Source organism: Pseudomonas sp. 30_B, assembly GCF_017491605.1.
Lineage (GTDB): Bacteria > Pseudomonadota > Gammaproteobacteria > Pseudomonadales > Pseudomonadaceae > Pseudomonas.
Genome location: NZ_JAFGYY010000029.1, coordinates 40,399 through 60,991, shown reverse-complemented (window position 1 = coordinate 60,991; position 20,593 = coordinate 40,399). Strand labels below are relative to the sequence as shown.

The 20,593-nt window shown below is 66.7% G+C and carries 21 protein-coding genes; 9 read left to right on the top strand and 12 right to left on the bottom strand.

Going from position 1 to position 20,593, the window contains the following annotated elements; genetic code table 11:
- Positions 1-27: 27 nt before the first annotated feature.
- Together mnmC and J5M67_RS24000 are read left to right on the top strand one after the other, a co-directional pair.
- Complete coding sequence (mnmC, locus tag J5M67_RS24005; RefSeq protein ID WP_207887999.1) at positions 28-1,986, top strand: bifunctional tRNA (5-methylaminomethyl-2-thiouridine)(34)-methyltransferase MnmD/FAD-dependent 5-carboxymethylaminomethyl-2-thiouridine(34) oxidoreductase MnmC; 1,959 nt, start codon at positions 28-30, stop codon at positions 1,984-1,986.
- Between the two features lie 52 nt (positions 1,987-2,038).
- Positions 2,039-2,791 carry a sulfite exporter TauE/SafE family protein gene (locus J5M67_RS24000; protein ID WP_207887995.1) on the top strand — a complete coding sequence of 251 codons (753 nt, stop codon included), beginning with the start codon at positions 2,039-2,041 and terminating at the stop codon, positions 2,789-2,791.
- Here the strand turns inward: J5M67_RS24000 and J5M67_RS23995 are convergent.
- A complete protein-coding gene (locus J5M67_RS23995) occupies positions 2,788-3,270 on the bottom strand; it encodes a MarR family winged helix-turn-helix transcriptional regulator (protein ID WP_243434853.1) in 483 nt (160 codons plus the stop codon). The two genes, J5M67_RS24000 and J5M67_RS23995, sit on opposite strands and share 4 nt — an antisense overlap.
- A gap of 130 nt (positions 3,271-3,400) precedes the next feature.
- On the opposite strand from J5M67_RS23995, the gene J5M67_RS23990 reads away from it, so the two are divergent.
- Genes J5M67_RS23990 through J5M67_RS23975 form a run of 4 tightly spaced genes read left to right on the top strand, consistent with a single transcriptional unit; the run spans position 3,401 to position 8,483 of the window.
- Positions 3,401-5,170 (top strand): N-acetylglutaminylglutamine amidotransferase, encoded by a 1,770-nt coding sequence (locus J5M67_RS23990; protein WP_207887991.1) that lies wholly within the window; start codon positions 3,401-3,403, stop codon positions 5,168-5,170.
- A gap of 33 nt (positions 5,171-5,203) precedes the next feature.
- Complete coding sequence (ngg, locus tag J5M67_RS23985) at positions 5,204-6,994, top strand: N-acetylglutaminylglutamine synthetase (RefSeq protein ID WP_207887989.1); 1,791 nt, start codon at positions 5,204-5,206, stop codon at positions 6,992-6,994.
- Entirely contained in the window at positions 6,991-8,193 is a 1,203-nt protein-coding gene (locus tag J5M67_RS23980; protein ID WP_207887987.1) for an osmoprotectant NAGGN system M42 family peptidase, read from the top strand. The genes ngg and J5M67_RS23980 overlap by 4 nt, the downstream gene beginning before the upstream one ends.
- 59 nt (positions 8,194-8,252) lie before the next feature.
- Positions 8,253-8,483 (top strand): YheU family protein, encoded by a 231-nt coding sequence (locus J5M67_RS23975; protein ID WP_207887985.1) that lies wholly within the window; start codon positions 8,253-8,255, stop codon positions 8,481-8,483.
- Between the two features lie 543 nt (positions 8,484-9,026).
- Here J5M67_RS23975 and J5M67_RS23970 read toward each other — a convergent pair.
- From J5M67_RS23970 to J5M67_RS23925, 10 genes are all read right to left on the bottom strand, one after another.
- Positions 9,027-9,356: a YnfA family protein gene (locus J5M67_RS23970; RefSeq protein ID WP_207887983.1), complete on the bottom strand. Its 330-nt coding sequence runs from the start codon at positions 9,354-9,356 to the stop codon at positions 9,027-9,029.
- A 29-nt stretch (positions 9,357-9,385) separates the two neighbouring features.
- Positions 9,386-9,811, bottom strand: coding sequence for a hypothetical protein (locus J5M67_RS23965; RefSeq protein WP_207887981.1), 426 nt, complete (start codon positions 9,809-9,811; stop codon positions 9,386-9,388).
- A gap of 380 nt (positions 9,812-10,191) precedes the next feature.
- The gene (locus tag J5M67_RS23960) at positions 10,192-11,004 is read right to left on the bottom strand and encodes an SDR family oxidoreductase (RefSeq protein ID WP_207887979.1); all 813 of its coding nucleotides are present in this window, start codon (positions 11,002-11,004) and stop codon (positions 10,192-10,194) included.
- Positions 11,005-11,130: 126 nt separating this feature from the next.
- Positions 11,131-11,430 carry a hypothetical protein gene (locus tag J5M67_RS23955; protein WP_207887977.1) on the bottom strand — a complete coding sequence of 100 codons (300 nt, stop codon included), beginning with the start codon at positions 11,428-11,430 and terminating at the stop codon, positions 11,131-11,133.
- Between the two features lie 130 nt (positions 11,431-11,560).
- The gene (locus J5M67_RS23950; protein WP_207887975.1) at positions 11,561-11,719 is read right to left on the bottom strand and encodes a DUF3309 family protein; all 159 of its coding nucleotides are present in this window, start codon (positions 11,717-11,719) and stop codon (positions 11,561-11,563) included.
- A gap of 123 nt (positions 11,720-11,842) precedes the next feature.
- Positions 11,843-12,469 (bottom strand): 3'-5' exonuclease, encoded by a 627-nt coding sequence (locus J5M67_RS23945; protein WP_207887973.1) that lies wholly within the window; start codon positions 12,467-12,469, stop codon positions 11,843-11,845.
- Positions 12,466-14,256: a DUF294 nucleotidyltransferase-like domain-containing protein gene (locus J5M67_RS23940; protein ID WP_207887971.1), complete on the bottom strand. Its 1,791-nt coding sequence runs from the start codon at positions 14,254-14,256 to the stop codon at positions 12,466-12,468. The genes J5M67_RS23945 and J5M67_RS23940 overlap by 4 nt, the downstream gene beginning before the upstream one ends.
- A 74-nt stretch (positions 14,257-14,330) precedes the next feature.
- Positions 14,331-15,986 (bottom strand): cation acetate symporter, encoded by a 1,656-nt coding sequence (locus J5M67_RS23935; protein WP_207887970.1) that lies wholly within the window; start codon positions 15,984-15,986, stop codon positions 14,331-14,333.
- A complete protein-coding gene (locus J5M67_RS23930) occupies positions 15,983-16,294 on the bottom strand; it encodes a DUF485 domain-containing protein (protein WP_207887968.1) in 312 nt (103 codons plus the stop codon). Before J5M67_RS23930 ends, J5M67_RS23935 begins: the two co-directional genes overlap by 4 nt.
- 223 nt (positions 16,295-16,517) lie before the next feature.
- Positions 16,518-17,372 carry a glycine betaine ABC transporter substrate-binding protein gene (locus J5M67_RS23925; RefSeq protein WP_207887966.1) on the bottom strand — a complete coding sequence of 285 codons (855 nt, stop codon included), beginning with the start codon at positions 17,370-17,372 and terminating at the stop codon, positions 16,518-16,520.
- Positions 17,373-17,655: 283 nt separating this feature from the next.
- Between J5M67_RS23925 and J5M67_RS23920 the strand changes: the two genes are divergently transcribed.
- Positions 17,656-17,877: a DUF2061 domain-containing protein gene (locus J5M67_RS23920; RefSeq protein ID WP_207887964.1), complete on the top strand. Its 222-nt coding sequence runs from the start codon at positions 17,656-17,658 to the stop codon at positions 17,875-17,877.
- Positions 17,878-17,951: 74 nt separating this feature from the next.
- Entirely contained in the window at positions 17,952-19,535 is a 1,584-nt protein-coding gene (locus tag J5M67_RS23915; RefSeq protein WP_207887962.1) for a glycosyl hydrolase family 17 protein, read from the top strand.
- Position 19,536: 1 nt separating this feature from the next.
- Here the strand turns inward: J5M67_RS23915 and J5M67_RS23910 are convergent, their stop codons facing one another.
- Complete coding sequence (locus tag J5M67_RS23910) at positions 19,537-19,902, bottom strand: hypothetical protein (protein WP_207887960.1); 366 nt, start codon at positions 19,900-19,902, stop codon at positions 19,537-19,539.
- 102 nt (positions 19,903-20,004) lie between these two features.
- Between J5M67_RS23910 and J5M67_RS23905 the strand changes: the two genes are divergently transcribed.
- On the top strand, positions 20,005-20,571 hold the full coding sequence (locus tag J5M67_RS23905) for a hypothetical protein (protein WP_207887958.1): 567 nt from the start codon (positions 20,005-20,007) through the stop codon (positions 20,569-20,571).
- Positions 20,572-20,593: the final 22 nt, after the last annotated feature.

The following is a 20,593-nucleotide window of genomic DNA, read 5'->3' as shown; positions in this document are numbered from 1 at the left end:
ACCCCACCCAAACCCCATAGCGCCCAGATCGACTGGGACGAAAACGGCCAACCCACCTCCCGCGTCTACGGCGACGTGTACTTCTCCCGCGCCTCCGGCATCGCGGAGACGCACCACGTGTTCATCGCCGGCAACCGCCTGCCTGAACGCTTCGCCGCACTGCCGGCCGGCGGACGGCTGTGCATCGGCGAGACGGGCTTCGGCACCGGGCTGAACTTCCTATGCGCCTGGCAGCAGTTCGAGGCACTGGCGCCGGCCGATGCGCGGCTGCACTTCGTCAGCGTTGAGAAATTCCCGGTGGCGCTGGAGGACTTGCGCCGCGCCTTCGCTCTCTGGCCGGAGCTGGCGCATCTGTCCGGGCAGTTGCTGGAGCAGTACGTGGCGATCAACCCCGGCTTCCAGCGCTTCGTCTTCGCCGATGGCCGCGTGGTGCTGACCCTGCTGGTGGGCGACGTGCTGGACATGCTGCCGGAGCTGGACGCACGCATCGACGCCTGGTTCCTCGATGGCTTCTCCCCGGCGAAGAACCCCGAGATGTGGAACGATGCGCTGTACGCCCAGCTTGCCAGGCTCTCGGCGCCGGGCACGACTCTGGCTACCTTCACCAGCGCCGGGTTCGTCCGCCGTGGATTGGGCGCCGCCGGGTTCAAGATCCGTCGCACCCTGGGCTTCGGCAAGAAATGGGAAATGTCCCAGGGCGAATACGTCGGCGCCGAACAGCCTGCCGCTAAACCCTGGTACGCACGCCCTGCCCGTCGCTCTCCCCAGGACGGCGGGGGTCCGCGCGAGGCACTGGTGATCGGCGGCGGCATGGCCGGTTGCGCCAGCGCCGCCAGCCTCGCCGCACGCGGTTGGCAGGTGACGCTGATCGAACGCCACGGCGCCCTGGCCGAGGAAGCCTCGGGCAATCCCCAGGGCGTGCTCTACCTCAAGCTGTCGGCCCACGGCACCGCACTGTCGCGCCTGATCGTCAGCGGATTCGGGCATACCCGGCGGCTGATCGAAAGGTTGCAGAAAGACCAGGACTGGTCCGACTGCGGCGTATTGCAACTGGGGTTCGACGAGGCGGAAACCGAGCGCCAGACGAAACTGGCCGAGGCCTTCCCCGACACCCTGCTGCGCCAGCTGGACAAGGCCGAAGCCGAGGCCATCGCTGGTATCGGCCTGCCGGCCGGCGGCCTGTTCTACCCCGAGGGCGGCTGGGTGCATCCGCCAGCCCTGTGCCGCCATCTGGCGCAACATCCGAATATCCGTGTGCTGACCGGAGAGGAAGTCCGCCTGCAGCGCGAGGCCGACGGCTGGAGCGCCTGGAGCGGCAGCGACAAGCTCGCCAGGGCGCCGGTCGCCATCCTCGCCACCGCCGCCGAGGTGCGCCGCTTCGAGGGCGCGCAGGGCCTGCCGATGAAGCGCATCCGCGGGCAGATCACCCGCCTGCCGGTCACCGCCGAGAGCGCGGCGCTGAGCACCGTGGTCTGCGCCGAAGGCTACGTCGCGCCGCCACGCCACGGCGAGCACACCCTGGGCGCCAGTTTCGAATTCAAGCGAGACGACACTGAGCCATCATTGGAAGAACACCTGGGCAACCTCGACCTGCTGGCGGAGATATCCACAGACCTGAGCGAACGCCTGCACGTCGCCCAGCTCGACCCGGCAACCCTGCAAGGCCGCGCGGCCTTCCGCTGCACCACCCCGGACTACCTGCCGCTGGTGGGCCCGCTGGCCGACCACGCTGCCTTCGCGGCGGCCTACGCGGTGCTCGGCAAGGACGCCCGGCAGGTGCCGGAAACGCCCTGTCCCTGGCTGGACGGCCTGTACTTGAACAGCGCCCACGGTTCGCGCGGGCTGGTCACCGCTCCGCTGGCCGGCGAGCTGCTGGCGGCCTGGCTGGACGACGAGCCGCTGCCCCTGCCGCGCGCCGTGGCCGAAGCCTGTCACCCCAATCGTTTCTTCCTGCGCGAAGTGGTACGCGGGCAGAAGACATCCTGATCACTGCGCGGCCAGACGGGCCGCGGCAACACTTCCAGAGCGGACCACCGACATGGATGCACTGCTGTTCGAATCCTCCGCCATCGGCCTGATCCTGGGCCTGCTGCTGGGCCTCACCGGCGCCGGTGGTTCGCTGGTGGCCCTGCCCCTGCTGCTCAGCCTGCACCTGCCGCTGCACGATGCCATCGGCGTCAGCCTCGGCGCGGTGGCGCTGTCGGCGGCAATCGGCGCGGTGCCCCGGGCGCGCCAGGGCCAGGTGGCCTGGCGGCCATTGTTCTGGCTGGTAATCACTGGTTGGCCGGGCAATGCCGTCGGCCAGTGGCTGGGGAAATTCGTACCGGACTCCTGGCTGATCGTCGGCTTCTGCCTGCTGGTGCTGTGGTCGGCCTGGCGCATGTGGCAGGGCTCGCGCCAGGAGCGCGTGGTCGGCCAGGCGACGCGCAACGGCCCGTTGCTCGGCGTCGGCCTTGCGGTGGGACTGCTCTCCGGCCTGATGGGCGTGGGCGGCGGATTCCTGATCGTGCCGGGGCTGCTGTGGTTCACCCCGCTGTCGATGCTGGCGGCAACGGCGACCTCGATGGCGGTGATCGCGCTGGTGTCCGGCGGCGGCTTCCTGCTCTATCTGAGCCATGCCCAGCCGCCGCTGCCGTTGCTGGCGTGCCTTGCGGCGGGCGGCGCGCTCGGCGTGCTGGCCGGCAACCGCCTGGCGGTGCGCCTGGGCGGCGCGACGCTGCAACGTCTGTTCGCCCTGATGCTGGTGGCGGTCAGCCTGTCGCTGGCCGCGCAGAAGTTGCTGGCGTCCTAGCTCGCCTCTTCTTCCTCAACCGCCGCGTCGGGTGTCTCGAACAGTTCGGCAGCGCGCAGCAGCCCGGCGAGAATGGTGTGCTGCTCCCATTCCGGCAGCCCGGCGAAACGCTCCAGGGCGTGCTCGGGCAGCAGCTCCGGTCCGTCGCGCAGCGCCTCCAGGCCCGCGTCGTTCAGACTCAGCCACTGCTTGCGGCGGTCGTCGGTATCGCGCCGGCGAGTCAGCAGCCGCTGGCTTTCCAGGCGCGCCAGGGCGCCCGACAGCGACGACTGGGACAGGGCGACCTGCCCGGCCAACTGACCAGCGGTAATTTCCCCCTCCAGCGCCACCACCTGCAGGATCAGCAGTTGCAGCGGCGTCAATTCGCCATCGCGCCCCAGGCTCTTGGAGTGCACGTCGGCCGCCTGCTGCAACCGACGCAACGCCTGCAGCATCGACAGGGCATGGGCATTGCGCGTCTTGGATTTGCTATCGGCCATCATCGCTCACCTGCGCCTTCGAACTTTCCTCAATGAAATCAAATAGAACTCTCAACCAATCGGACGGTCCTCCCCTATGGCCCCCCTGGAGGGACCACCCACTCATCCCCAACGGAGAACCGGTAAGGACATGTGCGGAATAGCTGGAGAACTTCGTTTCGATAAACAGGCCGCCGATCTCGCCGCGGTCGAACGCATCACCCACCACCTCGCCCCGCGGGGCCCCGATGCCTGGGGTTTCCACAGCGAAGGGCCATTGGCCCTGGGACACCGGCGCCTGAAGATCATGGACCTGGCCGAAGCGTCCGGCCAGCCGATGATCGACCCGACGCTGGGCCTGTCGCTGGTGTTCAACGGTGCAATCTACAACTACCCCGAGCTACGCGGGGAGCTGGAAGCCCTCGGCTACCACTTTTTTTCCGGAGGCGATACCGAAGTCCTTCTAAAGGGATACCACGCCTGGGGCGAAGAACTATTGCCTCGCCTCAATGGCATGTTTGCGTTCGCCATCTGGGAACGCGACAAACGGCGTCTGTTCATCGCCCGCGACCGGCTCGGCATCAAGCCGCTGTACCTGTCGAAGACCGGCCAGCGCCTGCGCTTCGCTTCCAGCCTGCCGGCGCTGCTCAAGGGTGGCGACATCGATCCGGCGCTGGACCCGGTGGCGCTCAACCATTACCTCAACTTCCATGCCGTGGTGCCCGCGCCGCGCACCCTGCTGGCCGAGGTGCAGAAGCTGCCGCCGGCCACCTGGATGAGCATCGACGCCGAAGGCCACACCGAGCGGCAGCGCTGGTGGAACCTCGATTACGGCCCGCTGCCCGATGAACGCGAACTGACCCTGGACGACTGGGAGGACCGCCTGCTGGGCAGCCTGCGCGACGCCGTGAGCGTGCGCCAGCGCGCCGCCCGCGAAGTCGGCGTGCTGCTCTCCGGCGGAGTCGATTCGAGCCTGCTGGTCGGGCTGCTGCATGAAGCGGGGGTCGACAACCTGCTGACCTTCTCCATCGGCTTCGAAGATGCCGGTGGCGAGCGCGGCGACGAGTTCCAGTACTCCGACCTGATCGCCCGGCACTACGGCACCCGCCACCACCAGCTGCGCATCGCCGAGAAGGAAGTCATCGAGCAGTTGCCGGCGGCCTTCCAGGCCATGAGCGAGCCCATGGTCAGCCATGACTGCATCGCCTTCTACCTGCTCTCCCGCGAAGTGTCGAAGCACTGCAAGGTGGTACAGAGCGGCCAGGGCGCCGACGAGCTGTTCGCCGGCTATCACTGGTACCCGAAGGTGGCCGGCGCCAAGGACCCGCTGCAGGCCTACCGCACGGCGTTCTTCGACCGCAGCCACGGCGAGTATCTGGAAACCGTGCGTGCAGCCCTGCGGGTGGAAGACGTGGCCGGTGAGTTCGTCCGCGAGCACTTCGCCCAGCCCGGCGCCGACGACCCGGTGGACAAGGCCCTGCGCCTGGACAGCACCATCATGCTGGTCGACGACCCGGTCAAGCGGGTCGACAACATGACCATGGCCTGGGGCCTGGAAGCCCGCGTGCCATTCCTCGACTACCGGGTGGCGGAGCTGTCGGCGCGCATCCCTTCGCGCTTCAAGCTCGGCGACGGCGGCAAGCAGGTGCTCAAGGCCGCTGCGCGAAAGGTCATCCCCAGCGCGGTCATCGACCGGCCCAAGGGCTACTTCCCGGTGCCAGGCCTCAAGCACCTGCAAGGCAACACCCGTGCCTGGGTCAGCGAACTGCTGCTGGACCCGAGCCAGGATCGCGGCCTGTTCGAGACGGCGATGTTCGACCGCCTGCTCAGCGACCCGTCGACCGACCTCACGCCGCTGCGGGGCTCCAAGCTCTGGCAGTTGGCCGCGCTCAATCTCTGGCTGACCGAACAAGGTTTGTGAAGCCCAGGACGAATGCTTTTCACGGAGTTGACCATGAAGACCCATTTGAACCTGCCTCACCCGCACAACCAGCGCCTGCTGAGAGGCCAGACGCCCACCTACGAACGCCTCCAGGCGCGCTTCGCCGGCGACCATGCGCAGCGCCCCGAGGGCCCGCTGATCCTGCAATGCGGCTGGGGCCGCCTGCTGATCGGCCACACCTTCGCCACGGCCGAGCAACTGGCCGCCGAGCTGCTCAACGAACGCCCGGGCGAGCGTGACATCGCCCTCTACGTGGCGGCGCCACAACAGGTACTGGCCAAGGCCCCGCAGCAACTCTTCCTCGACCCCTCCGATGCGCTGCGCCTGTGGTTCACCGACTATCGCCCGGCGCGCCGGCCGTTCCGCGGCTTCCGCATCCGCCGGGTGCACAGCGACGAAGACTGGGCCGCGATCAACCGCCTGTACCTCTCGCGCGGCATGCTGCCGGTCGATCCGGCCAACGTCACGCCGCGCCACCAGGGCGGGCCGGCCTACTGGCTGGCCGAGGACGACGAGACCGGCACGGTGATCGGCACCGTCATGGGCATCAACCACGCCAAGGCCTTCCGCGACCCGGAAGGCGGCTCCAGCCTCTGGTGCCTGGCGGTGGACCCGCAGTCCAGCCGCCCCGGAGTCGGCGAAGCGCTGGTGCGCCACTTGATCGAGCACTTCATGAGCCGGGGCCTGGCCTATCTCGACCTGTCGGTGCTGCACGGCAACCAGCAGGCCAAGTCGCTGTACCGCAAGCTGCGCTTCCGCGAGCTGCCGACCTTCGCGGTGAAGTGCAAGAACGGCATCAACCAGTCGCTGTTCCTCGGCCCCGGCCCGGAAGAGGGCCTGAACCCCTACGCCCGGATCATCGTCGACGAAGCCCATCGGCGCGGCATCGACGTGCAGGTGCAGGACGCCGACGCCGGACTGTTCATCCTCACCCAGGGTGGCCGGCGCATCCGCTGCCGCGAATCGCTGTGCGACCTGACCAGCGCGGTCAGCATGAGCCTGTGCCAGGACAAGACCCTCACCCACCGCGCCCTCGACCGGGTCGGCCTGCGCCAGCCGCAGCAGCGCCTGGCCGGCTGCGCCAGGGACAACGCGAAGTTCCTCGCCGAACACGGCTCATTGGTGGTCAAGCCGGTGGACGGCGAACAGGGCCAGGGGGTTGCCGTGGACCTGCGCAGCACCGGCGAAGTGGAAAGCGCCATCGCTCATGCCCGGCAGTTCGACACCCGCGTGCTGCTGGAGAGCTACCACCCCGGTCAGGACCTGCGCATCGTGGTGATCGGCTATGAAGTGGTGGCCGCCGCCATTCGCCGGCCCGCCGAAGTCATCGGCGATGGCCGGCACAGCATCCGCCGGCTGATCGAGGCGCAGAGCCGCCGCCGGCAGGCCGCCACCGGCGGCGAAAGCCGCATCCCGCTGGACGGCGAGACCGAGCGCACCCTGGCCGCCGCCGGCTTCGGCTACGACGACGTGCTGCCCAGCGGCCAGCGCCTGGCCGTGCGCCGCACCGCCAACCTGCACACCGGCGGCACCCTGGAGGACGTCACCGAGCGGCTGCATCCGAAACTGGCCGAAGCGGCGATCCGCGCGGCGCGCGCGCTGGAAATCCCGGTCACCGGCCTCGACCTGCTGGTGCGCGACGCCGACCAGCCGGAATACGTGATCATCGAAGCCAACGAGCGGCCCGGGCTGGCCAACCATGAGCCGCAGCCCACCGCCGAGCGCTTCCTCGACCTGCTGTTCCCGCTGAGCCGCGAGCTGCTCAACCGCGAATCGCCCCCGGGCATGGAGGCTTCGGTATGACTTCACTGCCACAACCCGACCTCAACTACCTGCAGCGCGTGCTGCTGGAAATGCTCGCCATCCCCAGCCCCACCGGTTTCACCGACACCATCGTGCGCTACGTCGCCGAACGCCTGGAGGAAATCGGCGTGCCCTTCGAGATGACCCGCCGCGGAACCATCCGCGCGACGCTCTCGGGGCGGCGCAACAGCCCGGACCGCGCGGTCTCGGCGCACCTGGACACCATTGGCGCCATCGTCCGCGAGATCAAGCCCAACGGCCGCCTGGCGCTGGCGCCGGTGGGCTGCTGGTCGAGCCGCTTCGCCGAGGGCAGCCGGGTCACGGTGTTCTGCGAGAACGGCGTGCTGCGCGGCAGCGTGCTGCCGCTGCTGGCCTCCGGGCACGCCTTCAATACCGCCGTGGACAGCCTGCCGATCAGCTGGGACCACGTCGAACTGCGGCTGGACACCTATACCGTCAGCCGCGCCGACAGCGAGACCCTGGGCGTGGCCATCGGTGACTTCGTCGCCTTCGATCCCTTGCCGGAGTTCACCGAGAGCGGCCACATCAGCGCCCGCCACCTCGACGACAAGGCCGGCGTCGCCGCGCTGCTGGCGGCGCTGAAAGCGATCCGCGAGAGCGGCCAGCAACCGCCGATCGACTGCCACCCGCTGTTCACCATCACCGAGGAGATCGGCTCCGGCGCGGCCGGCGCGCTGCCCTGGGACGTCAGTGAGTTCGTCGGCATCGACATCGCCCCGGTGGCCGAGGGGCAGAACTCCAGCGAGCACGCGGTGAGCGTGGCCCTGCAGGATTCCGGCGGGCCGTACGACTACCACCTGTCGCGGCACCTGCTGCGGCTGAGCGAACGCCATGAGATTGCGGTGCGCCGAGACCTGTTCCGCTACTACCACAGCGACGCGCAGTCGGCGATCACCGCAGGCCACGACATCCGCACCGCGCTGCTGGCCTTCGGCTGTGACGCCACCCACGGCTACGAGCGCACCCACATCGACAGCCTCGCCGCCCTCTCCCGCCTGCTCACCGCCTACCTGCTGAGCCCGCCGGTGTTCGACAGCGACGCCGAGCCAAGCGAGGGCGCGCTGGAGCGCTTCAGCAAGCAACTGGAACATCCGGTGCACATGGAGAGCACCACCCATGTGCCGCCGGTGGACGAGTTGCTGGAGAACAGCGACAGCGCGGACAAGCGCAAGAACTGAAGCTGCACTCGCCGCAGCGCGGGACTACAATCCCGCGCTGCGATTTGCGAGTACCCGCCATGCTGATTCCCTTTGATCTGATCGAAGCCGATACCCTCAATAACCTGCTGGAAGACTTCGTCACCCGCGAAGGCACCGACAACGGCGACGACACGCCGCTGGACGTGCGCGTGGAGCGCGCGCGGCATGCGCTCAAGCGTGGCGAGGCGGTGATCGTCTTCGATCCGGAAAGCCAGCAGTGCCAGCTGATGCTGAAAAGCGAAGTGCCAAAGGAATGGCTGGAGGACTGAGACAGGTGGTGAACCTGTAGGAGCGCCCCATGGGCGCGATCGCGGGCATGGCCCGCTCCTACAGGGAAACTCCGTCACAGATGTAGGACGCATAACGCCAACAGCGTTATCCGCCGCGATGCGGAACGGCGGATAAAGCGTTCCGCTTGCTGGTTCGGAGTATCCGCGCCGCTTCGGCGTGTGCTGAGAGATTTTGTTTCGCCCCCTCGGGCGACCTACTTTGCCAAACGACGCAAAGTAGGCAAAAGTCTCTGCCCCATCATCCGGCCCCGGCTTCGCCGGGGTTCCCTCGCTCCATCGAAGTTTCAGGGGCCCGCCGCGAAGGGCCATCCCTGGCCCATCGCGGCTCTCGCGGCATCCATGCCGCTCAACCCCTGAAACTCCGATTCCGCTCGGCCTCCTGAAGGGGCGCTCCGGCGCGTGCGGATGTTTCTCTGGAAACCGCTTTTCGTAGGAGCGAGCTTGCTCGCGAACCGCCCAGCACAATTGGGGCCGGGTAATTCTGTTCGCGAGCAAGCTCGCTCCTACAGGTGTTGGCCCCAATCAGGGCGCGAATCTAGGCCCGAACAGCACCACGCTGGCGCCGATCACGCACAGCGCGACGCCTACCCAGTCGCTCCACAGCGGACGGCTCTTTTCCACGAAGGCCAGCCAGAACAGTGAAGCGGCGACGTAGATGCCACCGTACGCGGCATAGGCACGCCCGGCATAGCTGGCTTCGATACGGGTGAGCAGCAGGGCGAATACCGTCAGGCTGAGCAGGCCGGGAATTATCCACAGGGCGCTTCTGTCCAGGCGCAGCCAGAGGTAGAAGGCATAGCAGCCGCCGATCTCGCAGAACGCGGCGAGGACGAACCAGAGGTAGTTGATCATGGGCTCTTTCCGTGACGGGAGGCGTGCGGTCAGCCGCGCAGGCCGCCCTCGCGTTCCCAGGCGCAGCGCACTTTCAACTCCCCTTCGCGCGGGCTGTGGAAACCGTTCTCCGATTCCCAGCGGAAGGTGTGGCTGCCGTTGACTTCGGTTTCCAGGTGGACCACCGCGCTGGCCCAGTAGAGGCGGCGCAGCAGGGACTCGAATTGCTCGACCCAGAGCTTCCATTCGTACTCGATGGTCTGGTAGCTGGCGCCGAAGTGGATCACCTGGGACTGGTACAGGCCCGCGCCTTCGGTTTCGCAGCGGCTGAACATCTCGCGGCCGAGGAACGGCCAGGCCTCGCCCATCGGCAGGCTGTCGAGCACCTTGCGGTTGGCGGCGCGGCGCAGGCGGCGCTCCATCGAGTCGCCGGGCCAGTCGCGGATGCAACCATAGACGATGGATTCGGACTGCAAGGGGGTTCTTCCTTCAATGACACCGGTGCCTTCTAACACAGGCCCGCCAACACGCAAAGCGCGAATCCACGCCGATGCGCAGTGGCCCGAAAAAGCAAAAGCCCCGCGAAATGTGCGGGGCTTTCACCGGGGTCCAACGTTCTTCAGCCAGGCAGGCCGGTGACTAAAGCTAACCCTTTGCACCGGCGTGGGCAAGCCCTGTTTTTCTTCGCACCAAAAGAGGGCCGATTCCTTACCCAGAACCTGCTTTACGATCTTGCGAGCTAGAGCAGAACAAGACGAGAGCAGCTGAGAAAGCGGAGTGGACACGCAGTCCATGAGCATTTCTCAGCTGCTCTCAACGCAGTTATGCCGACGCGCAGCAGATCGTAATCAGGTTCTCAGGCGAGCGTGCGACGCTTGGCTTGCATCTTCTCCGCCATCTTCGCCATTTCGTCGTAGATCGCCTGGGGGTTCTGCTGCTTGATCTGCCAGGCCATGCGGCCCTGCTCGTGGGGCAGGATCATGAAGACGTCGCGGGCCACTTCCTGATGGATGTAGTCGGCGATGTCGGCGGCGCTGATCGGCGAGCTTTCCAGCAGTTTGCCGACCTGGGTCTTCATTTCCGGGCTCGGGCCGCGGAATGAATCCAGCAGGTTGGTCTGGAAGAACGAGGGGCAGACTACGTGGACTTTCACGTCCACCAGGCTGAGATCGGCCAGCAGGCTTTCCGAGAGCGCCACCACGCCGGCCTTGGCCACGTTGTAGTTGCTCATCGCCGGGCCCTGCATCAGCGCGGCCATGGAGGCGATGTTGATGATCCGCCCCTTGCTCTGCTCCAGCAGCGGCAGGAAGGCCTTGCAGCCCTTGACCACGCCCATCAGGTTGATCGAGATCTGCCAGTCCCAGTCCTCCAGCGACAGCTCGCTGAAGAAGCCGCCAGAGGCGACGCCGGCATTGTTGACGATGATGTCGATGCCGCCGAATTTCTCTTCGCAGGACTGCGCCAGCTGGGTCAGCTGACTGTAGTCGCGCACGTCGCAGCGCTGGGTGAAGCCGTCGCCGCCGGCTGCGCGCACGAGTTTCAGGGTCTCCGCCAGACCCGCTTCGTTGACGTCGGCCAGGGCCAGCTTCCAGCCCTCGCGGGCCCAGCGCAGGGCGATTTCGCGACCGAGGCCGGAACCGGCGCCGGTGATCATGATGCGATTTTGCATGGGGAGGTCTGCCTTTCTTGTTAGGACGTGAGCCGAAGTGTAACCACGGCTTTGCGCCCCCAGCGGCGAAATCAGGGCGCTGAATGCCCCCGGCAAACCGCCATCGCAGGCCCCTGGTTCAGGCGGTCAATCGATCAGCAGGGCACAGAGCTTACCGAGCACCAGGGCAATACCGGCAAAGACCAGCACGTGGGTCGTGCAATGGATGTGCTCTCGCTTGAATTGGGCAAGCCCGCTGATGCGGTAGCGCAGCAGGAAGACGCCAAAGGCCAGCGGGATCGCCGGACCCAGGAAAGCGAATTGCCAGTAGCGAGTCGGATTGTCCACCGGGTCGAGCGTCATGGCTTCGGCCAGCGGCGGCACACCCAGCCCGCACTGGACGAGCAGCCAGATGGCTCCCAACGCGATCAGTACAACGCCCAGCATCCCGTACGACTCCCTGGTGGCAAAGGCCCAGCATGTTAGAGCAAGCGTGGCGGGCGGGCTGTGCGATGAGTCACCCTGCGAGATCATGGAAGTCGCGAACCGCCCGGAGCACCGGGCGGCCCGGCGGGGCTCATATGTGCCCGAGCAATATCAGCACCAGCAGGACGACGAGCACTACGCCGACGACACCGGAGGGGCCGTAGCCCCAGTTGCGCGAGTGGGGGAAGACCGGCAGGCCACCGATCAGTAGCAGTATCAGAATGATCAACAGAATGGTCCCGAGTCCCATGTCGTCTCTCCTCTTGGCTTGACGAGGGGCGATGGCTCGCGGTGAGGCGACTGGCCAGCGCTTGTAGTCTGGGACTGGCACGGTCCTGGGAAGATTCAAAGATTCGGCTGGCCTGCCGCGGACTCAACCGAGATTGCGCGGCAGCGAGCCCTTGCGCAGGCGCAGGAACATCAACGCGGCGGTGCGCGCATCGCCGATGGCGGTGTGGCGGCCTTCCACGGGAATATCCAGGTTGCGCGCGAGGGTGTCGAAGCGCAGGTCCAGGTGCAGATCGGGGAAGCGCCGGCTCATCTTGCGGTGGTACAGCTCGGACACCTCCACCCGTGGATTGTCCAGTCGCGCGCCCAGCTGCTCGCGCAGGTGCCGGCGCAAGACGGCGACATCGAAGGACAGGTAATAGCCAAGCAAAGGACGATCACCGACGAACGCCTGCACCCGGCGCAGCGCTTCCCCCAGCGGCAGCTGCCCCTCCAGGTCGGTTCGGCGCAATTTGTGGATGCGAATGGACTCGCCGTCCAGGCTCGGCGGCGGCTCCACCAGCAGCTCCAGGCGCTCGCCGAGGATCAGCTTGCCGCGCCGGATTCGCACCGCGCCGATGCTGAGGATGTCCGCCTTGCGCGGATCGAGGCTGGTGGTCTCCAGGTCCAGCGACACCAGCTCCTCGGCGTCCGCCGGATCATGCCGCCACCAGTACAGGCGACGGCGCCAGGCGGACCACTGCTGATCGGGAAGGCTCACACACGCGTTCATCGGGTCTCCAGGTGGAACTGCCGGACCAGGCTCTGCTTGAACTTCTTCACCACGTGCAAACCGTAGCGCAACAGGTCACGCTCGTGGCGGCTCAGGCGCGAAACATCGAGCCCCTGCGCCCGGCCGTCGCGCTCGCCGTCCAGTTGCTGGCGCAGGCGCAGTTGCAGGAACAGCTCGAAGGACTCCACCAGGTTGTCCGCCAGCGACTCGTCCAGCACGCCGAGCGCCTTGAGCGCGGCGAGCCGGCCCAGGGTGCCGCGCTCCTCCAGCCCTTCGCGCAACGCCAGGGCGCGGGCGCCGTGGACGATGGGGAAGATGCCGCCGCGCTTGATGTCCAGGTGCGCGTCCTGGGTCTTGAGTTGGCCGAGAAAGGTCAGCGGCGTGTCGAACTGCAGGGCCGGCAGCGCAAGGTCGCTCAGCCAGCGACTGTCGTCGCCGGCCAGGGCATTCAGGCTCTCGCGCAGGCCGTCGAACAGTTGCAGGTTGCCGGCCAACGGCCAGGCATCGGCGAGGATCGACAGGCGCATCAGTTGCTCGGGGCGCCCCTGCAACGGCACAGCTCGCAGCTCGTGCTGCCATTCGGACAACGGCTTGCACCATTCGCTGCGGCTGGCCATGACACCACCGGGACAGGGTGGATAACCGAAGTCCAGCAGGGCTGCGGAAAACCGCTGCATCAGGTGCAGGCCCTGCTCCACCGGCAGATCGTCGGCGAGGATCAGGGCGTTGTCCTGGTCGGTCTTGAGCAACTGCTCGGCACGGCCTTCGCTGCCCATCACCATCAGGCAGCACTTGCCCCGCAGCGCCGGCGGGATCAGCAGTTCGAACAGCCGCTGGAGCAATTGCTCGTTGAGCGCACTGACCAACTGCATGATGAAACGCAGGCGGATGCCGTTGCCGGCCAGGGTGGCGATCAGGGTGTGCAGGGTTTCCGCCGCCGCGCGCAGCTCCGCCTCGCTTTCGGCGCGGGCGATACGTAGCGCCAGCACGTGGGAGTGCGTGGAGAACAGGCTGAGCACCTGGGTCAGGTGCAGCAGGCCGACCACCCTGCCCGCCTCGCAGACCGCCACGCGCTCGATGCGCTGACGGGTCATCAGGATCATGGCGTCGAACAGGAAGTCGCCCAGCTCGACGCTGGCCAGCGGCCGGTGCGCCAGCGGGCCGATGGGCTCGGCCTCGCTGCGGCCGTCGCGGAAATGCGCGACCATCAGGTCGGTACGGGTGACGATGCCCAGCGCGCCCTGTTCGCGCACCAGCAGCGCGTCGGCGCCACGGCTCAGTTGCAGGCGCGCGGCGTCGCCCAGGGGCAGCGCCGGCTCCACCTCGATAGCCGGCAGCAGGTGCTCGCGGGCGATGCGGGTGAGGATGAATTCGGCGAGGTTCTGCCCGTCGCGGCGTTCCAGCTGGCGCTTGCTGGCAAGGTCGGCGCGGAAGAAGCGGGCGAACTGCGGATTGCTCGCGCAGAGCTGGTGGAAGACCTCCGCCGGCAGCTCGTAGACGATGCTCTCCTCCACCGCCTGGTAGCGGTGCTTGCTGCTGCCGGAAAACAACCCGCGCACATCGAACAGGTCCTCGGCGGCGTAATGGGCGAACAGCTTGCCGTCCTCGCCGCGCTCCTCGATCACGCCCTTCATCAGGATGAACAGGCACGGCACCGGCGCGCCGGGTTCAAGCAGCACTTCGTCGACCGTGTAGTAACCCACGCTCAGCGCATCGCGCAGTTGCTCGCGCTCCTGCGGGCGCAACTGGTCGAAGGGCGGCGCGGTGAAATTGAAATCGTCGGACATCCAATAGTCCCCGTCTCAAAGCAGCGGGGCCGGAGGTGTTTCCACCCCCGGCCCCGGCAGGTCAGCTCAGGCGATCAGTGGGCGACGGCGCCACTGGCACCCAGGCCGGTTTGCGAGCGGATGAACTGCGGGAAGAAGCGCGCGCGCTCTTCGTCGGCCGCAGTGGACTTGTCGGTGATGGAGAAGAACCAGATACCGATGAAGGCCACGGCCATGGAGAACAGCGCCGGGTATTCGAACGGGTAGATGGGCTTTTCGTGGCCGAGGATCTGCACCCAGATGGTCGGGCCGAGGATCATCAGCACCACGGCAGTGATCAGGCCCATCCAGCCGCCGATCTTGGCACCACGGGTGGTCAGCTTCTTCCAGTACATGGAGAGCAGCAGCACCGGGAAGTTGCAGCTGGCGGCGATGGAGAAGGCCAGGCCGACCATGAAGGCGATGTTCTGCTTCTCGAACAGGATGCCGAGGATGATCGCCACTACGCCCAGGCAGACGGTGGTGATCTTCGACACACGCAGCTCATCCTTCTCGTTGGCCTTGCCGTTCTTCAGCACGCTGGCGTACAGGTCGTGGGACACGGCCGAGGCGCCGGCCAGGGTCAGGCCGGCAACCACCGCGAGGATGGTGGCGAAGGCCACGGCGGAGATGAAGCCCAGGAACAGGCTGCCGCCCACGGCGTTGGCCAGGTGCACGGCGGCCATGTTGTTGCCGCCCAGCAGGGCGCCGGTGGCGTCCTTGAAGTCCGGGTTGGTGCTGACCAGCAGGATCGCGCCGAAGCCGATGATGAAGGTCAGGATGTAGAAGTAGCCGATGAAACCGGTGGCGAAGAACACCGACTTGCGGGCTTCCTTGGCGTCACTGACGGTGAAGAAGCGCATCAGGATGTGCGGCAGGCCGGCGGTGCCGAACATCAGCGCGAAGCCCAGGGAGAAGGCCGAGATCGGGTCCTTCACCAGGCCGCCGGGGCTCATGATGGACTCGCCCTTCGGGTGGACCTTGATGGCTTCGGAGAACAGGGTGCTGATGTCGAAGTTGACGTGCTTGAGCACCATGATCGCCATGAAGGTGGCGCCCGAGAGCAGCAGCACGGCCTTGATGATCTGCACCCAGGTGGTGGCGAGCATGCCGCCGAACAGCACGTACAGCACCATCAGGATGCCGACCATGACCACCGCGACGTGGTAGTTCAGGCCGAACAGCAGCTCGATCAGCTTGCCGGCGCCGACCATCTGCGCGATCAGGTAGAAGGCCACCACCACCAGCGAACCGCAGGCGGACAGGGTACGGATGTCCTTCTGCTTGAGGCGGTAGGACGCCACGTCGGCGAAGGTGTACTTGCCCAGGTTGCGCAGGCGTTCGGCGATCAGGAAGAGGATGATCGGCCAGCCGACCAGGAAGCCGATGGAGTAGATCAGGCCGTCATAGCCCGAGGTGAACACCAGCGCGGAAATGCCGAGGAAGGACGCGGCGGACATGTAGTCGCCGGCGATCGCCAGGCCGTTCTGGAAGCCGGTGATGCTGCCGCCGGCGGTATAGAAGTCAGCGGCGGACTTGCTGCGCTTGGAGGCCCAGTAGGTGATGCACAGGGTCAGGCCGACGAACGCGACGAACATGATGATGGCGGAAAGGTTCAGCGGCTGGCGCTTCACCTCGCCGGTGAGGGCGTCAGCCCAGAGTGCGGGGGCAAATGCGGCCAGAGCAAGGGCCGCGGCGATACGGCCTTTCATTGCTGGGCCTCCTTGAGGATTTCCTGGTTCAGACGGTCGAATTCACCGTTCGCACGGCGCACGTAGATGCCGGTGAGCACGAAGGCCGAGACGATCAGCCCGACGCCCATGGGGATGCCCCAGGTGACGGACGAATCGGCACTGATCTTCGCGCCAAGCAGCTGCGGCTGGAAGGCGATCAGCAGGATGAAGCTCACGTACAGGCCCAACATGACCAGGGAGAGCAGCCAGGCGAATCGCTCGCGCTTGGCCACCAGCTCTTTGAAGCGCGGATTGGTATCAATCCGCTGGTAGATGCTGTCGTTCATTTTGTTCTTGTCCTCACAGCGGGGATGACGCGGATGTCGTCGATCTCCACTTTAGGACTACGGTGCAAGCACTCCAGACGACTTTAGTCGTAGCGGAGGTCGTCGCCTTCCCGAGATTTTTGCGAACAAGCCCGGAATAGACACGGCGCAATGAAAAAATCCCCCGCGAAGGCTTGGCTTCGCGGGGGATTTTCCTGTGTCAGGTGCGGCGCGATCTAAGCGCTTACAGCCACTCTTTCACGCGATCCGGATGCGCTTCCACCCACTTCTTGGCGGCCACGTCCGGCTTTTCGCCGTTCTGCACGGCGAGCATGACCTCGCCGATTTCCTGGCCGTCCTTCCACTGGAATTTCTTCAGGAAGGCCCAGACTTCCGGTGCCTTCTTCTCCAGCGCCGGGTTGGCCACACTGTCGACGTGCTCTTCCTCGCCGTAGACCTTCTTCGGATCTTCGAGGAACTTCAGCTTCCACTTGGCGAACATCCAGTGCGGAATCCAGCCGGTGACCGCCACGGCCTTCTTGTCGTTCTCCGCACGGGTCAGCTCGGCGATCATGCCGCTGCCGGAACTGGCCACCAGCTTGTAGTCCAGGCCGTAGTCCTTGATCGCCTGGTCGGTCTTGAGCATCACCCCGGCACCGGCGTCGATACCGACGATACGGCCGTCGAAGTCAGCCTTCTGTGCCTTGAGGTCCTCGATGCTGTTGGCTTTCACGTACTCGGGTACGATCAGGCCGATCTTCGCGCCCGGGTAGTTCACACCCAGGTTGACCACCTTGTCCTTCATCTTGTCGTAGTAGGCGCCGTGGGTGACCGGCAGCCAGGCCGAGAGCATGGCGTCGAGTTTGCCGCGCGCCACGCCCTGCCACATGATCCCGGCCGCGACCGGCATCAGCTTGACCTGGTAGCCGAGCTTCTCGCGCATGATTTCGGCGGCCACGTGCGTGGTGGCCACGCTGTCGGACCAGCCATCAACGTAACCCAGAGTGACTTCCGGCTTGGCCGCCGCACCGGCCAGGCCCGCAGCCGCCGACAGCACCAGCCCTGCGCCCAGGCCCAACAGGCGTCGCATCATTCGCATGGTTTTCTCCCCGTATTTTTTGTCGGAGCGTCCGGGCGAACCCGTCGCATTTCGCGGTCTTGGCCGCCCCTACATCATCTGCCGGGCCGCCGCGGGGGCTGCTCTGAGAACGACACGCAACGATCCGATCCACGACAGAAACCGTCCGTCCACGACCCAGCCATTCCATCCGCGACGAAGGTGGCGGCCTATCGCCTCCATACAGAGGCTCGATTACCCGCCGGGGTGCCTCCGCGATAGTCTTTTCTCAACAGAGAACAATTCTCAACTGGGAGAAGCCGCCATGCTCAAGACCGTCACCTTCACCCTGATGCATTTCACCATCGCCTTCAGCGTGGCCTATGCCCTGACCGGCAGTATCACGGTAGGTGGCCTGCTGGCGATCGTCGAGCCGCTGTGCAACGCCGTGGGCTTCCACTTCCACGAAAAGCTCTGGAAGCGCCTGGAGCAAGGCCAGCCGGGCGATGCCGTGCCGGCGCACAACTGGGTGCACCGCCACGCCTGAGTGCCCGCAGGGGGCGCTGACGCCAGCCGGCGGCGTTGCTAAGATGCGCGCCTCGCCACGGTTCGCGTGCTCCCATGCCCCAGTCTTCGCGCTTTCCGCTCCTGACCTACTGCCTCGCCCTGCTGATCGCCGTCACCGCCCTGTGCGGGCTCTGGTACGGCCTGGGCAAACCGGTGAACCTGCCCGACGCGGCGACGCCCACGCACAAGCTGCAATGCGCGTCCTACAGCCCCTTCGCCAAGGACCAGTCGCCCTTCGACCAGCCCTTCGTCCTGCGCCCGGCGCAAATGGACGCCGACCTCGCCCTGCTGGCGACGCGCTTCGACTGCGTGCGCACCTACTCGATGACCGGCCTGGAAGGCATCCCCGCGCTGGCCCGCAAGCACGGCCTGAAGCTGATGCTCGGCGCCTGGGTGAACGCCAATCCCGTCGATACGCAGAACGAGGTGAGCGCGCTGATCAAGGCCGCCAACGAGTATCCGGACGTGGTCCAGGCAGTGATCGTCGGCAACGAGACCCTGCTGCGCAAGGAGGTCACCGCCACCTACCTCGCCGGGCTGATCCGCCAGGTGAAGTCGCAGGTACGCCAGCCGGTGACCTACGCCGATGTCTGGGAGTTCTGGCACCGCCACCCGGAGATCGCCCCGGCGGTGGACTTCGTCACCATCCACCTGCTGCCCTACTGGGAAGACAACCCCAGCAACATCGATGACGCCCTCGCCCATGTGGCGCAGATCCGCGAAGACTTCGGCCGCGAGTTCGCGCCCAAGGACATCCTGATCGGCGAGACCGGCTGGCCCAGCGAAGGCCGTCAACGCGAAACCGCCGTGCCCAGCCGGGTCAACGAGGCGCGGTTCATTCGCGGCTTCGTGCACATGGCCGAGGAGCGCGGCTGGCGCTACAACCTGATCGAAGCCTTCGACCAGCCCTGGAAGCGGCAGAGCGAAGGCGCGGTGGGTGGTTACTGGGGCCTGTTCAGCGCCGACCGCGAGGAGAAAGGCGTGCTCGCCGGGCCGGTCAGCAACCTGCCGGGCTGGCCAATGTGGCTGGGACTGTCCGGGTTGATCCTGGCCGGCGGACTGCTGCTGGGCGGTCGGCCGGCCTCGTCCCGCGCCGCCCTGATATTGCCACTGAGCGCCGCACTGGGCAGTGCCTGTATCGGTTTGTGGGCAGAGCTGGCGGTGGTGACCACCCGTTCCTGGGACGAATGGCTGTGGGCGGCCTGCCTGGTCAGCCTGAATCTGCTGGTGCTGCTGCACATCTGCCTGAGCCTGTCGGCGCGCCAGGGTTGGCGTACGGCGGCCTTCGACTGGCTGGAGAAACGCGCCGGGATCTGGCTGGCCGCGACGGGCTTCGCGGGGGCGGTTCTGATGCTGGGCCTGGTGTTCGACGCCCGCTACCGCAGCTTCCCCAGCGTTGCCTTGCTGTTCCCGGCGCTGGTCTACCTGTGCCGGCCGGTGCAGGCGCCGCGCCGCGAAAGCCTGCTGCTGATCGCCTTCATCGCCCTGGGCCTGCCGGTGCAACTGTTCCTGGAAGGCCTGGGCAATCTGCAGGCGCTGGGTTGGGCGGCGGTCAGCCTGCTGCTGCTCGGAGCACTCTGGCGCGGCCTGCAGCACCCCCTGCCGCTGGCAACGGGAGCGCAGGCGAACGCCAGCTGAATCAGGCGCGCTGCGCGCGCACCAGGCGCAGCCCGGCCAGCACCACGGCGAACACCGCTAGACCGGCGTTGTACAGCACCAGCGCCGGCAACGCCGCGAACATCCCCACGGCAGCCAGCCACCAGCCGGCCCGGCCGGGAACCAGGAAGGCCAGTGCAGAAAGGCCCAGCGCCAGTGTGCCGAACACGCCGAAATGAATCAGCAAGCCCAGTTGCGCACGCGTGGCGCACTCCCAGCGGCTGGCCGATTCGGCGCACAGCCCGACCCAGCGGCTGTCTTCCATCAGCCCGAAACGCACGCCATAGCTGGCGGCCAGCCACAGCGACAAGACGAGCAACAGCAGGATGACGGGCAAGCGACAGGGCATGGTGCCTCTCCGGGGCGGAAACGGCGCCCAGCATAACCAGCGCAATGGCCGATGCAAGAGGCGTGGCGCCTACCTACACTGCGGGCAGCAACGGAGCCCGCGATGAAGCGATCGAACCTGTTCCTGCTGGCCTGCGTCCTTGTCAGCTTCTGGTGGCTCTGGCCCGGCGAGCGCCCCCATGCGCCGCCACAGCAGGGCAGCGCCCTGCCCGGCGGCGGCTTTCGGGTGGAGCGCTATTCGATCTATCCGCTTGCGGACTTCACGCTCGAGGCCCTGGTGCTGGGCCGCGAAGACTATCGCCTGGGGCGCGAGGCGGAACTCTCCCCCACCGACCTTGCGCTGGGCTGGGGTCCGATGGCCGATCCGAACATCCTCGCCGGCATCCGCATCACCCAGGGCAACCGCTGGTACCACTGGCACGCCGACACCATGCCGATTCCGCGCCGGGACATCGAAACCCACAGCGCGAACATGCACATGATTCCCGCCAACGACAGCGTGGCCCGCACCCTGGCGCAGGTCGACAAGGGCGAGCGCATCCGCCTTTCCGGCAAACTGGTGCGCGTAGAGGCGGACGACGGCTGGCGCTGGGTCAGCTCCCTGACCCGTGAAGACACCGGCGCCGGAGCCTGCGAACTGGTCTGGGTGGAAAGCCTGGAACGCCTTTAGCGCCGTCGCATCGGGCAGTTGC

Coding starts and splice junctions, on each gene's coding strand:
- J5M67_RS23980 (WP_207887987.1), top strand. CDS start 6,991: ATGACTTCACTGCCACAACCCGACCTCAACTACCTGCAGCGCGTGCTG.
- J5M67_RS23930 (WP_207887968.1), bottom strand. CDS start 16,294: ATGAACGACAGCATCTACCAGCGGATTGATACCAATCCGCGCTTCAAA.
- J5M67_RS23925 (WP_207887966.1), bottom strand. CDS start 17,372: ATGCGAATGATGCGACGCCTGTTGGGCCTGGGCGCAGGGCTGGTGCTG.
- J5M67_RS23905 (WP_207887958.1), top strand. CDS start 20,005: ATGAAGCGATCGAACCTGTTCCTGCTGGCCTGCGTCCTTGTCAGCTTC.
- J5M67_RS23940 (WP_207887971.1), bottom strand. CDS start 14,256: ATGTCCGACGATTTCAATTTCACCGCGCCGCCCTTCGACCAGTTGCGC.
- J5M67_RS24000 (WP_207887995.1), top strand. CDS start 2,039: ATGGATGCACTGCTGTTCGAATCCTCCGCCATCGGCCTGATCCTGGGC.
- J5M67_RS23910 (WP_207887960.1), bottom strand. CDS start 19,902: ATGCCCTGTCGCTTGCCCGTCATCCTGCTGTTGCTCGTCTTGTCGCTG.
- J5M67_RS23975 (WP_207887985.1), top strand. CDS start 8,253: ATGCTGATTCCCTTTGATCTGATCGAAGCCGATACCCTCAATAACCTG.
- J5M67_RS23920 (WP_207887964.1), top strand. CDS start 17,656: ATGCTCAAGACCGTCACCTTCACCCTGATGCATTTCACCATCGCCTTC.
- J5M67_RS23935 (WP_207887970.1), bottom strand. CDS start 15,986: ATGAAAGGCCGTATCGCCGCGGCCCTTGCTCTGGCCGCATTTGCCCCC.
- ngg (WP_207887989.1), top strand. CDS start 5,204: ATGAAGACCCATTTGAACCTGCCTCACCCGCACAACCAGCGCCTGCTG.
- J5M67_RS23945 (WP_207887973.1), bottom strand. CDS start 12,469: ATGAACGCGTGTGTGAGCCTTCCCGATCAGCAGTGGTCCGCCTGGCGC.
- J5M67_RS23970 (WP_207887983.1), bottom strand. CDS start 9,356: ATGATCAACTACCTCTGGTTCGTCCTCGCCGCGTTCTGCGAGATCGGC.
- J5M67_RS23915 (WP_207887962.1), top strand. CDS start 17,952: ATGCCCCAGTCTTCGCGCTTTCCGCTCCTGACCTACTGCCTCGCCCTG.
- J5M67_RS23955 (WP_207887977.1), bottom strand. CDS start 11,430: ATGCTGGGCGTTGTACTGATCGCGTTGGGAGCCATCTGGCTGCTCGTC.
- J5M67_RS23995 (WP_243434853.1), bottom strand. CDS start 3,270: ATGGCCGATAGCAAATCCAAGACGCGCAATGCCCATGCCCTGTCGATG.
- J5M67_RS23960 (WP_207887979.1), bottom strand. CDS start 11,004: ATGCAAAATCGCATCATGATCACCGGCGCCGGTTCCGGCCTCGGTCGC.
- J5M67_RS23950 (WP_207887975.1), bottom strand. CDS start 11,719: ATGGGACTCGGGACCATTCTGTTGATCATTCTGATACTGCTACTGATC.
- J5M67_RS23990 (WP_207887991.1), top strand. CDS start 3,401: ATGTGCGGAATAGCTGGAGAACTTCGTTTCGATAAACAGGCCGCCGAT.